The sequence below is a fragment of the Pseudoduganella lurida genome (assembly GCF_007830455.1).
GTDB lineage: Bacteria > Pseudomonadota > Gammaproteobacteria > Burkholderiales > Burkholderiaceae_D > Rugamonas > Rugamonas lurida.
This window is the reverse complement of the sequence record NZ_VLLB01000001.1, coordinates 608,513-624,628: the sequence shown is the minus strand read 5'-3', so window position 1 is coordinate 624,628 and position 16,116 is coordinate 608,513. Positions and strand designations below refer to the sequence as shown.

10 protein-coding genes and 1 tRNA gene are annotated in these 16,116 nt (G+C 65.4%); 7 read left to right on the top strand and 4 right to left on the bottom strand.

The genetic code is table 11. The features are described 5' to 3' along the window. Positions 1-27 precede the first annotated feature (27 nt). Positions 28-786: a PEP-CTERM sorting domain-containing protein gene (locus IP91_RS02795; protein ID WP_145647241.1), complete on the bottom strand. Its 759-nt coding sequence runs from the start codon at positions 784-786 to the stop codon at positions 28-30. A 305-nt stretch (positions 787-1,091) separates the two neighbouring features. Continuing rightward, positions 1,092-1,178, bottom strand: a tRNA-Leu gene (locus tag IP91_RS02790). 200 nt (positions 1,179-1,378) lie between these two features. On the opposite strand from IP91_RS02790, the gene IP91_RS02785 reads away from it, so the two are divergent. From IP91_RS02785 to IP91_RS02775, 3 genes are all read left to right on the top strand, one after another. After that, positions 1,379-2,230 (top strand): hypothetical protein, encoded by an 852-nt coding sequence (locus IP91_RS02785; RefSeq protein WP_145647240.1) that lies wholly within the window; start codon positions 1,379-1,381, stop codon positions 2,228-2,230. A gap of 48 nt (positions 2,231-2,278) precedes the next feature. Next, complete coding sequence (locus IP91_RS02780; RefSeq protein ID WP_145647239.1) at positions 2,279-4,489, top strand: penicillin acylase family protein; 2,211 nt, start codon at positions 2,279-2,281, stop codon at positions 4,487-4,489. A gap of 79 nt (positions 4,490-4,568) precedes the next feature. Further along, positions 4,569-5,954, top strand: coding sequence for a hypothetical protein (locus IP91_RS02775; protein ID WP_145647238.1), 1,386 nt, complete (start codon positions 4,569-4,571; stop codon positions 5,952-5,954). On the opposite strand, the gene IP91_RS02770 is transcribed toward IP91_RS02775, so the two are convergent. Beyond that, a complete protein-coding gene (locus IP91_RS02770) occupies positions 5,951-7,126 on the bottom strand; it encodes a trans-sulfuration enzyme family protein (RefSeq protein WP_145647237.1) in 1,176 nt (391 codons plus the stop codon). The genes IP91_RS02775 and IP91_RS02770 overlap by 4 nt on opposite strands. Then, positions 7,123-8,526 (bottom strand): pyridoxal-phosphate dependent enzyme, encoded by a 1,404-nt coding sequence (locus tag IP91_RS02765; RefSeq protein ID WP_145647236.1) that lies wholly within the window; start codon positions 8,524-8,526, stop codon positions 7,123-7,125. Before IP91_RS02765 ends, IP91_RS02770 begins: the two co-directional genes overlap by 4 nt. A gap of 171 nt (positions 8,527-8,697) precedes the next feature. Between IP91_RS02765 and IP91_RS02760 the strand changes: the two genes are divergently transcribed. The 4 genes from IP91_RS02760 to IP91_RS02745 all read left to right on the top strand — a co-directional run bounded on the left by IP91_RS02760 (position 8,698) and on the right by IP91_RS02745 (position 16,058). Further along, positions 8,698-9,252, top strand: coding sequence for a thymidine kinase (locus tag IP91_RS02760; protein WP_145647235.1), 555 nt, complete (start codon positions 8,698-8,700; stop codon positions 9,250-9,252). A gap of 165 nt (positions 9,253-9,417) precedes the next feature. Then, positions 9,418-10,185 (top strand): type I methionyl aminopeptidase, encoded by a 768-nt coding sequence (gene map, locus IP91_RS02755; RefSeq protein ID WP_145647992.1) that lies wholly within the window; start codon positions 9,418-9,420, stop codon positions 10,183-10,185. A 217-nt stretch (positions 10,186-10,402) separates the two neighbouring features. After that, positions 10,403-13,519, top strand: a complete 3,117-nt coding sequence (locus IP91_RS02750; RefSeq protein WP_145647991.1) for a TonB-dependent receptor — start codon at positions 10,403-10,405, stop codon at positions 13,517-13,519. A 295-nt stretch (positions 13,520-13,814) separates the two neighbouring features. Then, positions 13,815-16,058 carry a carboxy terminal-processing peptidase gene (locus tag IP91_RS02745; protein ID WP_145647234.1) on the top strand — a complete coding sequence of 748 codons (2,244 nt, stop codon included), beginning with the start codon at positions 13,815-13,817 and terminating at the stop codon, positions 16,056-16,058. Positions 16,059-16,116 lie beyond the last annotated feature (58 nt).

Below are 16,116 nucleotides of genomic sequence, written 5' to 3'. Positions count from 1 at the left end.
GGCTGAATGCGAAGGCAGGCGTGTGGATCAGGCGCGGCGACGTGCCGCACTGGCGACGGCAAGGAGGCCGATCCCCAGCATGGCCCACGTGGCCGGTTCAGGAACGCTTGCGGCGATGATGGTCGAGCCGGCACCCACGACGAAGTCTGCAGTCAACGTGAGTGCCTGGTCGCTGGTATTGGCATAGTAGAGCGAGAAATTCTCGCGCAGATATGACTCGGCACCATAGGCAATCAGATCGTACTCGGGGCCGGTGAAAGTGCCCTCGGGGTACAGTCTGACAGATGCAATGCCATAGGCGGTCTGAAAATTGTCCACGCCATTGAAGTACCGGGTTACGACAAATGCATTTCCCGATATCGTCAACGCGCTGTGCGCCGCCAGCGTAATCGTATATCCCTTCGCGGCGCGCAGGGATCCATATCCTGAGGCGCCGATATTGTGCTGCACCTGGCCTTCCACGCCTACGCCGCCAAATGTCGCATCACCGAAGGCACCCAGCTTCGTTGCGCCAGCCGTCATCCTGTAATCGACGGCAGCCGCGCCCACAGGTTCGTAGATTACCTCCTGCCGCAGATTATTAATATTGGAGTAAACCTCCAGGTCATAGCGGTTATAAGCGGACTGGTAGGAAAACGAGGCTTCCACCCCATCGTCCGGTGTAAGGTCGATAACTCCGATCGACACGTTGAGGAGGCCCGCATCGAGACGCATGCCTTCTGCCTGGGCATGGCCCGTACATAAAGCCAGGGCCATGATGGGAAAAATGGAAGGGGAATGCTTCATATAAGTTCCTTATGGAAAATATTAAACAAGGGAATATTGCGATGTAATACGTGAAGAGTTTATATCAAGACAACTCTTACGAATACATTATTTTCCGTTGTTTATTCCACGCGCGGCAACACTGAATATGGCCCTGGGCTCGAAGTCATTCGGCGAGGCGGGGATTCATGAGGGCGCCGGGTACAAGCTCCGGGGCTTGGCGCGTTGGCCGGAATATCCGCCAGTTTTGCGGAACTGTCTGGGAATCGCGGAAAAAGGAGATGCGCGACGTACTGACGGGATCGCGCTGAAGCCCGCATGAATACTGGTGCCCCGGGCCGGAATCGAACCGGCACGACCTCACGGTCAACGGATTTTAAGTCCGGTGTGTCTACCAATTTCACCACCGGGGCACAGCCCAGCATTATGACATGCCCGCCTGCCGACTACCAAGCGTGAGCCAGGGTCGCCCGCACCCGCCACAGCCAGCCAGGCCGCTGAAACATCTTTGATCTCCCCGCCCGCCGGCCCTTTGGCGCCACCCGCCGATTGGTGTAGCATGCTGGACGGCACGCCAGGGGCGTGCCGCTTGCTTTACGAGGAAGAGTAAACGATGCAAATCAAGATCAACGACATGCTGCGCGACTACATCGAACCGCTCACCGAGGCGGAACACGAGGCGCTCGAGCGCAGCCTGCTGGCCGAGGGATGCCGCGATGCGCTGGTGCTGTGGAACGATGTGCTCGTCGATGGCCATAACCGCTATGCGATCTGCCAGCAGCATGGCATCCCGTTCAAGGTCGTCCAGAACGAGCGCTTCAAGAGCATGGAAGACGTCATGCTGTGGATGATCGACAACCACCTGGGCCGCCGCAGCGTGTCCGATTTCCAGCGCGGCGTGCTCGCCCTGCGCAAGAAGGACATCGTCGCCAAGCGCGTCGAGGAGGATGCCGCACGCCTGAAGGCGGAAGACGCCAGCATCGCACCGCCCGATCCGGAAGGCGAACCGGCGGCACCGCCGAAGGTGCGTACCTCGCGCGAGGACATCGCCCGCGCTGCCCGCCTGTCCAGCAACACGCTGTCGCAGATCGAGAAGATCCAGAAGACCGCCACGCCGGAGCTGGTGGAGGCGGTTCGTGCCGGCACCATTTCGATCAACGCCGCCGCCACCGTGGCGTCGCTCGCGCCGGACGACCAGGTGAATGCGGTCGCCGGCGGCAAGAAGTTCCTGCAGCAGGCCGCCAAGGAAATCCGCGAGCAGCGCGCCGCCGCGCGTCCCGTGAAGCCGGCCAAGCCGGCACCGTGGGAAGACGGTGGCGAGACGCCGTCGCAGCCGGACCAGCCGCTGACCGAAGTGGAACACCTGCGCGCCGAAGTGGCCGAGCTCAAGGCCAAGAACACTTCGCTGCGCGCCGAGAACGCCGAGCTGCGCGAGCGCATTGCGCAGCTGGTGGATGCCTCCTGAAGTAATTCCATCATTCGTACTTCCACTCACTCGATGAAGGGTTTCGACATGCCGAGCAAGTCTTCCGTCCTGGCGCTGGCTGGGCTGATTCCCGTGGCTGCCATCGCGGCACCCGCCGCACCTTCCGATGGCCAGCTGGCGCCGGCCGAGGTGCTGCGCCTGCAGTCGCTGGCCAAGCGGGTCACGATCCTGCGCGACAAGTGGGGCATCCCCCACGTGTATGGCAAGACGGATGCCGATGCGGTGTTCGGCATGCTGTTCGCGCAGGCGGAGGACGACTTCAACCGCGTCGAGATGAACTTCATCGTGGCGCTGGGCCGCGTGGCAGAAGTGGAAGGCGAGAAGGCCCTGTACGACGACCTGCGCATGAAGCTCTTCATCCGTCCGGAGGGGCTGAAGGCGCAGTACAAGGCCAGCCCGGCGTGGCTGAAAAGCCTGATGAATGCGTGGGCCGATGGCCTGAACTGGTACCTGCACACGCATCCCCAGGTCAAGCCGAAGCTGCTCACGCACTTCGAGCCGTGGATGGCGCTCAGCTTCTCGGAAGGGAGCATCGGCGGCGACATCGAGGAAGTGGACGTGCCGGCGCTGAAGCGCTTCTACGACGACACGCAGCTGCATGCGGACGCGGGCGTCGTCGCGCGACGGGGCGAGCTGGAAAAGGAGCCGGGCGGCTCGAACGGCTTCGCCATCGCGCCGGCCCTGTCCAAGAGCGGCCGCGCGCTGCTGATGATCAATCCGCACACGTCGTTCTACTTCCGGCCGGAGATCCACGTGAACAGCACGCAGGGCCTGAACGCCTACGGCGCCGTGACGTGGGGGCAGTTCTTCGTCTACCAGGGCTTCAATGACCGCATCGGCTGGATGCACACCTCCGGCGGCGGCGACGTGATCGACGAGTTCCTGGAAACGGTCACCGAAAAGGACGGCAAGTACTACTACCAGTACGGCAAGGAGCAGCGCGAAGTGAAGGCGGTGGAGATCGCGCTGCCGTACAAGACTGCTGGCGGCATGGCCGAGAAGAAGGTCACCGCCTACTTCACGCACCACGGGCCGGTGGTGCGCCGCGAGGGCGACAAATGGGTGTCCGTCGCGCTGATGAACGATCCGCTGAAAGCCATCCAGCAGTCCTTCCTGCGCACCAAGGCGCGCGACTACAAGGCTTTCTCGAAGGTGATGGAGCTGCGCACCAATTCGTCGAACAACACCGTGTATGCGGATGCCGACGGCAATATCGCCTACTGGCACGGCAACTTCATCCCCGTGCGCGACCCGAAGTTCGATTATTCGAAGCCGGTCGACGGCAGCGATCCGGCCACCGACTGGAAGGGCCTGCACGCGGTGAAGGACACCATCTGGCTGTTCAATCCGAAGAACGGCTGGATCCAGAACACCAACAACTGGCCATACTCCGCCGCCGGCGCCTACAGCCCGCGCCAGCAGGACTATCCGGCCTATATGTCGATGAACCCGGAGAATGCGCGCGGCATCCACGCCGTGCGCGTGCTGGAGAATAAAAAGGACTTCACGATCGAGTCGCTGATCGCGGCAGCCTACGATACGCAGCTGACGGCCTTCGAACCGCTGCTGCCGCTGCTGATCCGCGCCTACGACGAAACGCCGGCCAACTCGCTCCCGAAAGCGGGCCTGGCCGGCCAGATTGCCGTGCTGCGCGACTGGGACATGCGCTATGCGCTCACGTCCGTGCCGACCTCCATCGCGATCTACTGGCTGCAGGACCTGGTGAAGACCTACACGCCGGCCGCCAAGGAACAGAAGATCCTCGTGCTCGACTACCTGGCCACGCGCGTCACGCCGGTGCAGCGCCTGGAGGCGTTGACGCGCGCCTCGGCGAAGCTGGAGAAGGACTTCGGTTCGTGGCGCACGCCCTGGGGCGAGATCAACCGCTTCCAGAGGCTGACCGGCGACATCGTGCAGCCGTTCGACGACAGCAAGCCGAGCATCCCCGTGCCGTATGCCTCCGGCAACTGGGGCGCGCTGGCCGCCTACGGCATGACGTCGCCGCAGACCACGCGGCATATTTACGGCGAGCGGGGCAACAGCTTCGTTGCCGCCGTGGAATTCGGGCCGAAGATCCGCGCGAAAAGCATCCTCGCGGGCGGCCAGAGCGGCGACCCTGCCTCGCCGCACTTCACGGACCAGGCGGCGATGCATGCGCGGGGCGAGTTCAAGGACGTGCTGTTCTACAAGGACGACATCCTGAAGAACCTGGAACGGGAGTACCAGCCGGGCCAGTAAGCCGGTTGTACCGCGGCCGGGCCGAGCCACCCGGCCGGCGCGGGCGTAGAATGGCCTCTCCAGCTCGAGGGAGGATGCCATGTCCGCAGACCACGATGGAACGCCGCCACGGCGCAGCGGCGACTCGGCGCAGCGCCAGGAGATCGTCCGGCTCGAGGAATTCATCTTCGTGCGCGAGCTGTACGAGGTCTTCCTGCTGCTCGACCATATCTCCGGCCGCTGGGACAAGGACCTGCGCGCTGAAACGGGCGCCGATCCGGCCCTGATCATCCGCACCATCTGCGAAATCGGCCTCACGCCCGCCACCGACGACGGCAAGCGCCTGGAGCAGGCCGTGGCCCTGATGCGCGCCAAGGACACGCTGAACGCCGTCGCCCGGCCCGCCACCGGCATGACGGTGGCGTTCACCATCCTCGTGGTGGGCGAGGAGGATCGCCGCAAGCGATTGAACACCGTCCGCCGGCTGGTGCGCGACTGTTTCCAGCCCCGTTCGAAACCCGAGGAGGCGCCGCCGCTGCCGGCACGCGGCGCAGCCAGCCCCCTGTGGGACAAGCCCACCCGCGTCACGCTGGCCCGCTATGCGTATCCCGGCCTGATCGGCGTGGCGATCCGCTTCAACCGCCGCATCCTGTGGCTGGTGATCTTCCTGCTCACGGCGCTGGCGCTCACCTGCGCGCTGTCCTGGCACGTCTCGGCCGGCAATGTGATCCTCGAACACCTCGACGAGGTACGCACGCGCACCGCCACGCTGCGCACCGAGATCTCCACGGCGGAACTGAAGTACACGGCCGACGAGCGGGCGCGCCTCATGGCGGCCGACGCCGCGAGCTCCCTGGCAAGGGCCCCGGAGCCCGTACGCTTCTGCTCGCTGGCCGGGCCCGATGGCAGGCCGCGCTACCGCACCACCGAGGAATACCAGCTGTGCGAGCGGGGCGATGCGCTGCGCGAGGAACGCCGCGCGGTGCGCCTGAACTTGCGCGAGTGGCTGGCACCGTGGCGCTCGTTCTATGGGATTTTCTACACGCCGCCGCCGGCGCCCGTGAACGATGCGGCGGAAGCGAACGTGCGCCGCCGCGGTACGGAGGAGATGGCGCGCATCGTCACGCTGGTGGCCGGCACGGCGTTCCTGCCGCTGGCCTACGGCGTGCTGGGTGCCGGTGCGGCCGTGCTGCGGCGCCTGTGGGAACGCATGCGCGAGAGCCTGCTGTCGCCGCGCGACTCCACGCTGGCGCTGCTGCAGCTGGCGCTGGGCGGCACGATCGGCGCGTGCATCGGCCTGTTCATCAATCCCTCCGGCGCCGCGTCCGGCGAGTCGCATGGCCTGCTCGATGCGTGGGCGCTGTCCGGCTCCGCGCTGTCGTTCATTGCCGGCTTCGGCGTGGAAGGCGTGTTCCAGGCACTGGAGAATTTCGTGGGACGCGTGTTCCGTACGGACGATGCGCGGCGGGGCGAGCGGGGCGACTAGATCGCGGCCAGCGCACGTGCCAGGTCGCGGCGCAGGTCGTCCACGTCCTCGATGCCGACCGAGAGGCGCACCAGGCCATCGCCGATGCCCAGCTGGGCGCGCTGTTCCGCCGGGATCGATGCATGCGTCATCAGGGCCGGATGTTCGATCAGGCTTTCCACCCCGCCCAGGCTTTCGGCCAGCGCGAACACTTCGCAGCGTTCCAGGAAGCGCCGCGCGCCGGCCAGGTCGGTGGCCAGGTCGATCGAGACGATGCCGCCGAAGCCGGCCATCTGCCGGCATGCCAGCCCGTGCTGCGGATGGGAGGGCAGTCCAGGATAGAAGACGTTGCGCACTTGCGGCTGTTCTTCCAGCCACTGCGCCAGGTCCAGCGCGCTGCGGCAGTGCCGTTCGATGCGCAACGCCAGCGTCTTCACGCCGCGCAGGGCCAGGAAACTGTCGAACGGTCCCAGGATCGCACCCACGGAATTCTGGAGGAAACCCAGCTGCTCGCGCCATGCGGCTTGACGGTCCTCGCCGCCGACCACGGCGATGCCGGCGATCACGTCCGAGTGGCCGTTCAGGTACTTGGTGGCCGAGTGCACCACGATGTCGAAGCCCAGTTCCAAAGGCCGCTGGATGATGGGACTGGCAAAGGTATTGTCGGCCACCGCGATGATGCCGTGCGCCCGGCAGATGCGCCCGATGGCGGCCAGGTCGGCGAGTTTCAGCATCGGGTTGGTGGGTTTTTCGACCCACACCATTTTCGTCTCGGGGCGCAACGCGGCCAGAAGGTTCTCCGGGTTCGTCAGGTCCGCATAGGTGAACTGCAGGCCGGCGCTGCGGCGACGCACGCGCTCGAACAGGCGGAAGGTGCCGCCATACATATCGTCGCCGGCCACGACGTGGGCGCCCGCGTCCAGCAGTTCCAGCACCGTGGAGATGGCGGCGAGGCCGGAAGCGAAGGCGTAACCCTGCGCGCCGCCTTCCAGGTCCGCCACGCAGCGCTCGAACGCCCAGCGGGTGGGGTTGTGCGAGCGGCCGTAGTCCAGGCCCTGGTGCACGCCGGGGCTCTGCTGCACGAACGTGGACGTGGCGTAGATCGGCGGCATGATGGCGCCGGTGGAAGGATCGGGGTGCTGGCCCGCATGGATCACGCGGGTGGCCAGCTTTTTTTGGTCGGGATCGCTCAAGGCAGCTTCCTCCGCAGATGGTTGAGCAGGTCGTAGCGCGTAATGAGACCGAGGAACTGCCGGCCGTGGGAGCGCGTGCTGTCCATGACGACCGCCGTCAGGCCCCGGTCGAGGATGCTGCGCAGCGCCTGCACGCTGTCTTCCGGCCGCAGGGTTTCGACACGCGTGGTCATCGTGCCGCCTACCGGATCGGCAAACGCGGCGGCATCGTTGCCGACATGGAGCAGCAGGTCGGATTCGTCCACGATGCCCGCCAGCCGGCCCTCGTCGATCACGGGCAGCTGCGCCAGGTCGGCCGCGCGCATGCGGTTGAAGGCGATCAGCAGCGTGTCCGTGGACGAGACGCTGATCACTTCACCCGCATCGGGCCGGCGGCCGATCAGGTCGCGCAGGTCGCCCATCCGGGGCCGCTGGATCAGGCCCTGGTCGAACATCCAGCCGTCGTTGTACATCTTCGACAGGTAGCGGGTACCGGTGTCGCAGACGAAGGTGACCACCCGTTTCGGCACTGTCTGCTCGCGGCAGAAGCGCAGCGCGGCGGCCAGCAGGGTGCCGGTCGACGAGCCGGCCAGGATGCCTTCGGCGGCCAGCAGCTCGCGAGCTGTGTCGAAGCTCTCCTGGTCGGCGATCGTGTAGGCGTGGCGCACGCGGGAAAAATCGGCGATCGGCGGAATGAAATCCTCGCCGATGCCTTCCACGGCCCACGAGCCGCTGGTCTCGGCGATGCGGCCCGTGTGCACGTACTCGGCAAGGATGGAACCTTGCGGATCGGCCAGCACGAAGACCACGTCCGGCGCGGCCTTTTCGAAGTAGCGCGACAGTCCCGTGACGGTGCCGCAGGAGCCGGCGCCGACGACGATGGCATCGAGCTGGTGACCCATCTGTTCCCAGATCTCGGGGGCAGTGGTGGTCTCGTGCGCCAGCGGGTTGGCGGGGTTGTTGAACTGGTCCGCGTAAAACGAGCCTGGCGTGTCGGCGGCGATGCGTGCTGCCAGGTCCTGGTAGTACTCGGGATGCCCCTTGCCCACGTCCGAGCGGGTGATGTGGATCTCGGCGCCGAGCGCCTTCAGGTGCAGCACTTTTTCGGTGGCCATCTTGTCCGGCACGACGAGCACCACCCGGTAACCCTTGATACGGCCGACGAGGGCCAGGCCGAGGCCCGTGTTGCCGGCGGTGGCCTCGATGATGGTGCCGCCGGGTGGCAGCCGGCCGTCGCGCTCGGCGGCCTCGATCATCGACAGGCCGATGCGGTCCTTGATGGAGCCGCCGGGATTCTGGGATTCCAGCTTCAGGAACAGGCAGCACGGACCCGTATCCAGACGGGTGACTTCGACAAGCGGGGTATTGCCGATGAGGGAGTAGAGCGCGGGTGGCACCTGCGCGGCGGAAGGCTGGGGCATGGCGTCTCCTTGTCGGTGAACGGCCGATCGTGTCGGCGCGGTGAGCGAAGGAACCGGCTGCGCCGGATGAGTGCCGGGTCGCAGGCCTGGGGGGCAGTATGCGCCGAAACGCCGTGGCTGTGGCGGGCCGCTGTCTTATAATCGCCGTCTTCATTCGACGGGCAGACGGCAGTGGCAAAACTCTATTTTCGATACTCGGCAATGAACGCCGGCAAATCCACGGCGATGCTGCAGGTCGCCCACAACTACGAAGAGCAGGGCCAGACCGTGCGCCTGTTCACGGCGGCTATCGACGACCGCTTCGGCGTGGGCCGCATCACCTCGCGCCTGGGCCTGCAGCGCGAGGTGGAAACTTATGACGCGGACACCAATTTCCTCGACATCCCCAGGATCGCCTGCGTGCTGGTGGACGAGGCGCAGTTCCTGTCCGTCGCCCAGGTGCAGCAGCTGCACCAGCTCGCACAGGTGAAAGGCGTGCCCGTCATCTGCTACGGCCTGCGCACGGACTTCCGCGGCGAACCGTTCCCCGGCTCGGCCTACCTGCTGGCGCTGGCCGACGATATCGAGGAGCTGAAGAACATCTGCTCCTGCGGCAAGAAGGCGACGATGAACATCCGCGTCGACGAACACGGCAAGCGCATCCGCGAAGGCGAGCAGATCAGCATTGGCGGCAACGAGCGCTACCGGCAGGCCTGCGGCCGCTGCTTCTACTCCGGCTCGCACTGAGCCACCGTGTCCCGGTGCCAGGTCCCGGTGCCAGGCACCAGGACACGAGCTCGACCGGGGCTTAGTGTCCCGGTGCCAGGCACCAGGACACGACCTCGACCAGGGCTTGCACAACATGGTGGTCGCAATATACACTTCGTATACGATTTGTATATGGAGTGTATGATGACGAAGCGCCCGCACGAAATCGAACTGATGGCGGAATCGGGCCGCCTGCTGGCCAGCGTGTTCGGCCACCTGGACCGGCTCGACCTCGTCGGCATGTCCACCATGGCGGTCAATGACCTGGTGGACCGGCTGATCGTCGACGAACTGGCGGCCCGTCCCGCCAGCAAGGGCCAGTACGGCTACGCCTACGCGCTGAACGCGTCCCGTAACCACGTCGTGTGCCACGGCGTGCCTTCCGCGACGGAGATCCTGCAGGGCGGCGACATCGTCAACTTCGACATCACGCTGGAAAAGAACGGCTGGCTGGCCGACTCCAGCAAGACGTATCTGGTGGGCGAGGTGGCGCCCGCGGCGCGCCGGCTTGTCGAGATCACGTACGAGGCGATGTGGAAGGGCATCCGCGCCGTGCGGCCCGGCGCGCAGCTGGGCGACATCGGGTACGCGATCGAACGGCACGCGCGCCGCAACGGCTGCTCGGTGGTGCGCGAATACTGCGGCCACGGCATCGGCCGCGAGATGCACGAGCGGCCCCAGGTGCTGCACTGGGGCAAGGCCAGGACGGGCCTGGTCCTGCAGGAAGGGATGGTGTTCACGATCGAGCCGATGCTCAATGCCGGGGGCCGCGAAGTGCGCACGGAAGAGGATGGCTGGACGGTCGTCACGCGGGATGCGCAGCTCTCGGCCCAGTTCGAGCATACCGTGGCCGTCACCCGCAATGGCGTGCGCGTACTGACCCTTCGCCCGGATGAGCAGCCGCCGCACTGAACGGGCACCGGCTTGCTTCCTGATAGCGTAAATCGCCGCAGCGCGCAACCGGTAATGCGCGGTGGATGCCAGCCTGTTGTTGATTCGATACCAAACCGCCCGTTTGAATCAATGCGCTGACTGTTTGGATGCCCGTTACTTTTCGATACATTCCAGCTCCTAGAATCGGACTGCAGTCGCAACACCACTTCAGTCAAAAAATAACGGAGACATGACAATGCAATCGAACTGCGCCCGGCCCGTCCGCGCCCGTCCCACTGTCTGCGCCGCTGCCGTCGCGGCCGCGCTGACCCTTCTCGCTGCCGAACACGCCAGCGCACAACAGGCGCCCGCCACCGACAAGGGCAATGTGGTCGTGGTGTCCGGCACGCGGCAATCCGTCGCCTCGGCCATCGACCGCAAGAAGAACGCCAGCACCGTCGTCGATTCCATCGTGGCCGAAGACATCGGCGAATTCCCCGACAAGAACGTGGGCGAGGCGCTGTCCCGCGTCACGGGCGTGCAGCTGTCGCGCGATTTCGGCGAAGGTTCGCAGGTCAATATCCGCGGCGTCGAGGCCAACCTGAACCGCATCGAGATCAATGGCCTGTCCGTGCTCAGCACCAACGGCACGGCAGGCCGCGGCGCGGAACTGCGCGAGCTGCCGGCCGAGCTGATCAAGTCGATCGACGTGTTCAAGGGCGTCACGGCCGACCAGACGGAGGGCGGCATCGGCGGCACCGTCAGCATCAAGACGAACATGCCGCTGGACTTCAAGAAGCGCACCGTGGTCGTCAAGCTGGAAGGCGAGCACAGCACCAACCGCGGCGGCGTGCAGCCGCGCGGCAGCCTGCTGCTGGCCGACAGATTCCTCGACGGCCGGCTGGGCCTGATGGCGAACCTGGTGTACGACAAGGTCTACACGCAGAACGACTACGTGCGCAACTCGAACTGGCGCTACCTGCGCGACTGGGACAATTCGCCCGAGAAAACGAACACCAGCCTGAACCCGGCCGCCGCCGCCGTCACGAGCAAGGCCGGCTGCGCCGCGCTCACGGGCGCGAACCAGACGGCCTGCAACAGCCAGTGGTTCGACTACTCGCCGGGCGTGCCCCGCTATGGCATCTGGACGCGCGACCACAAGCGCTCCAGCGCCGAGCTCACCGCGCAGTACAAGATCACCGACAACCTCGACGTCTGGGCGCGCTACAACAAGAACACGCAGAAGCAGATGCTGAACGACCGCAACTACTCGACGGACTTCGGCGCGCTGCAACGCTTTTCGAACGGCGGCGTGGCACCCGTCTACGGACCGAACGGCGTACCGCTCGCCACGCCGGCCGCCACCTGCGCCGATCCGGCTGCGGGCGTCACGCCGGCCGGCATGACCTTCGCCAACCACGTGATGACGGGCTTCACGTCCGGCACCTGCCAGAACGTGGCGGGGCAGGGCGCCTCGTACAACTTCGACACGGCGGCGCGCGATTTCGCCCTCAACATCGATTCGAACTACCGCTCGGCGGGCTTCAACTGGAAGAACAGCGCCTGGTCGGCCGAGGCGCTGGTGGCCAAGAGCGACTCGTTCTATGACCTGAACACGAACCTGATCTCGATGGCGGCCAACATCCCCGGCCTGAAGGTGGCGCTGGACGACCAGGGCCTGCCGAAGTTCACGTTCCCGGCCGGCTACGATCCGAACAGCAGCAGCACCTACACGCGCATCGCCACGCAGTACCAGCCGTCGTTCACGGACAACACGGAAGACCAGGTCAAGCTGGACCTGAAGTACCGGCCCAACCTGCCGTTCCTGAAGACGATCGCGTTCGGCGGGCAGGGGCGCCGTTCCACGTCCGACCAGTACCGCTGGACGGGCTACCAGGTGACCGGCGATCCGAACACCACGGCCGACGACGTCATCGTACGCAGCCCGGAAGTGCGGCACGAGATCATCTACGATCCGCTGAACACCAGCGGCGTGCTGCGCAATAATGGCGCGATCATCCCGGGTAGCGGGCTGACCGCCAACAACACCACCCGCTACGTGACGGCGGGCCAGCTGGCGCAGCTGGTGGACAGCATCCGCACCAACACGCCGGGCAGCTTCCTGAATGGCTACGACGGCCTGTCGGGCTATCCCAACGGCTGGATGGCGCCCAGCTTCGGCCAGGCCGCGCAGTACTTCGACCTGTCCCGCTTCAACCACGACCTGCTGCGCAACTCCATCGGCAGCGATGGCAAGAGCTATCCGATGCCGCCGCAGTTCGCCGTCCAGGAACGCGTGCGGGCGTTCTACGTGCGGGCCGACTTTTCCGAGGCGCTGTTCGGCGTCGAGTGGGACGGCAACGTGGGCGTGCGCTATGCCGGCACGCGCACCCGCGCCACGGGCCTCAGTTCCTACCGCAGCTATTCGACGAATGCCAGCAGCGGCGCGCGCGTCGAAACGATCCTGGCCAACCAGATCAGCACCTTCGAGAACAAGTACAGCGACGTGCTGCCCAGCTTCAACCTGGCCGGCTGGCTGGTGCCGGACAAGCTCGTCGCCCGCATCGGCTGGGGCAAGGTCATGGCGCGGCCGTTCATCGACCGCCTGACGCCGACCGTCAACTGCATCCGCAACAGCGGCCAGACCCAGTTCGGCGGCGACGGCAGCGCGGACGACTGCACCGGCGGCAACGTCAACCTGAAGCCGTTCCGCGCTACCAACAAGGATGCCAGCGTGGAGTGGTATCCGTCGCGTGACAGCCAGCTGTCGCTGGCGTTCTTCCGCAAGGACATCCGCAGCTACATCCAGAACGACGTGGTGCTGCCGAATGTCGACGTGTTCGGCGACGGCACGCTGTGGGACCTGAAGACCTCCATCAACAGCGAAGGCGCCACCACGAAGGGCTGGGAACTGGCGGGCCGCACGGCGCTCACGATGCTGCCGGGCCTGTTCGGCGGCCTGGGCCTGGACGCCAACTACACCCGCATGAGCTATGCCTATGCGGCCGGCAAGGAGCTGCTCAACCCGCTGGACAACACGGTGCTGCCGTATCCCGGCATGTCCCGCAACAGCTACAACGTGGGCGTGTGGTACGACCTGGGCCAGTGGAACGCACGGCTGGCCTACAACTACCGCGACGGGTATTACACGGGCACGGTGGACTCGAATGCGTCGCTGCCGGTGTATGGCGAAAAGGTCGGCTTCCTCGACGCCAAGCTGCAGTTCCGCGCCACGGAGAACCTGACCGTCTCCGTGGAAGGCAAGAACCTGACGGACGAGGGCCAGTACCTGAACGCGGGCTCCACGTCGCGCCGCAACGAGCTGGCCTGGTCCGGCCGGCGCTATTTCGTGGGCGCGACGTACAAGTTCTAACGTCGCGCTGGACCCGCCGAGGTGCCAGTGTCCTGGTGCCAGGCACCGGGACACGACCTCAGCCAATGTCCCGGTGCCTGGCACCAGGACACGAACTCAGCCAATGTCCCGGTGCCTGGCACCAGGACACGAACTCAGCCATCACCGCTCCCTTTACGCACCTTTACCCATCCTTAATGCCCCTTTAAGGCTGGGCGTCATCCAACTTCCCTTACTCCTGTAGAATAAAACCGAGGCGGGGTTGAATCCTTCCCGTCCGTCCGCAAATCGTCATTTTGGAGTCCGGAGTATGCCGATGAAGAAGCAAATGCTGCTGGCTGCGATGTCGCTGGCTTTCCTGACCACCTATGGTCACGCCGCACCGGCCGACAGGGCCGCGATCGAGCAACTGAAGCCCGCCGCCCAGCAAACGCAGGCCGCCCTGTGGGCCTCGCGCGTACTGTCCCGCTACCACTACAAGGCCACGCCGCTCGACGATGCGATGTCGGAGAAGATCTTCGACCGCTACTTCAAGTCGCTCGATGCCGAAAAGCTGTTCTTCGTGCAGGCCGACCTGGACAAGTACAACACTGCGAAGACGCGCCTGGACGATGCCATCGTCAGTGAAAACCTGCAGATTCCGTTCGATATCTACAATATGTACCAGCAGCGCTTCAGCGAGCGCATCGCCTATGCCCGCGAGCTGCTGAAGACGAAGCCCGATTTCACGCTGGACGAAAGCTACGAATACGACCGCGAAAAGGCCGAATGGTCGAAGAGCGAGGCGGACGTGAAGGACCTGTGGCGCAAGCGCGTCAAGAACGACTGGCTGCGCCTGAAACTGGCCGGCAAGGACGACAAGGCCATCCGCGACACCCTCGACAAGCGCTACGCCAGCTACCTGAGCCGCTCGGCCAAGCTGAACAACGAGGACGTGTTCCAGATCTTCATGAACGCGTACGCGATGTCGATCGAGCCGCACACGAATTACCTGGGCCCGCGCGCCTCCGACAACTTCGACATCGCCATGCGGCTGTCGCTGGAAGGCATCGGCGCCGTGCTGCAGACCCGTGACGAGTACACGGTGATCCGCGAAGTCGTCACCGGCAGCCCGGCCGGCATGTCCGGCAAGCTGAAGGTGGGCGACAGGATCGTCGGCGTCGCGCAGGGCGACAAGGGCGCGATCACGGACGTGCTGGGCTGGCGCATCGACGACGTGGTGCAGCAGATCCGCGGTCCGAAGGATTCCACGGTGCGCCTGCAGGTGCTGCCGGGTGATGCCGGTCCCGATGCCAAGCCCGTCATGATTTCGCTGGTGCGCAAGAAGATCAGCATGGAAGAGCAGTCGGCCAAGAAGTCGATCCTGGAAGTCAAGGACGGCAACGTGAAGCGCCGCATCGGCGTGATCTCGCTGCCCACCTTCTACCTGGACTTCGAGGCGCGCCGCCGCGGGGACAAGGATGCCAAGAGCGCCACGCGCGACGTGGCCCGCCTGCTGGCCGAGCTGAAGAAGGAGAAGGTCGACAACGTGCTCGTCGACCTGCGCAACAACGGCGGCGGTTCGCTGACGGAGGCGGTGGAACTGACCGGCCTGTTCATCGACAAGGGCCCGGTGGTGCAGCAGCGCAGCGCCGAGGGCAAGGTGGAAGTGGAAAGCGATACCGTGGCGGGCCTGGCCTGGGACGGTCCCGTCGGCGTGCTGATCAACCGCGGTTCCGCCTCGGCCTCCGAGATCTTCGCCGCCGCCATCCAGGATTACGGCCGCGGCATCATCATCGGCGAACCGAGCTTCGGCAAGGGCACCGTGCAGACCCTCATCAGCCTGGACCGCTTCGCGCAGGACAAGGCCAAGCTGGGCGAGCTGAAGATGACGATCGCGCAGTTCTTCCGCATCAACGGCGGCACCACGCAGCTGCGCGGCGTCACGCCGGACATCAAGCTGCCGACGATGGCCGATGCCGAGAACTTCGGCGAGTCCAGCTACGACAACGCGCTGCCATACACGGTGATCAAGCCGGCCGTCTACATTCCGGCCGGCGAGGTGAAGGACATCATCCCTATGCTGGACAAGAAGCACGAAGCGCGCGTGGCGAAGGACAAGGACTACCAGTTCCTGATCGACGACGTGAACTACGTGAAGAAGCAGCGCAAGGACAACCTGATCTCGCTGAACGAGAAGGTGCGTCGCAAGGAACGCGACGAACAGGAAGCCCGCGGCAAGCAGCGCGACGCCCGCCTGGCCGCCGCGCCGTCCGCGGACGATCCGATCCTCGTGCCCGATCCGACCGCCAGGAACGCCATCGCCGCCAAGCCGGCCGGCGCCAAGCAGTCGAAGGCTGCCACCGCTGCCGCCGCCATGAAGGGCGTCAGCCGCACGGACGACGGCCTGCAGGGCGACGAACGCTCGCTGGCCGCCGAACTGGAAGCGGAAAAGGCCGCCAAGAACGCCAAGGACGTGCTGCTGAACGAAGCCGTGCACATCCTGGCGGACGAAGTGGCGCTGCTGAAGACCGACACCCGTCTCGCCTCGCGCGTGCTGCCTTACGCACCGGACCGCTGATCGCCGGCCCTGGCCGACCCCCCATCCCCAGCAGGGATGCCCTGAGGACCTCCACGGA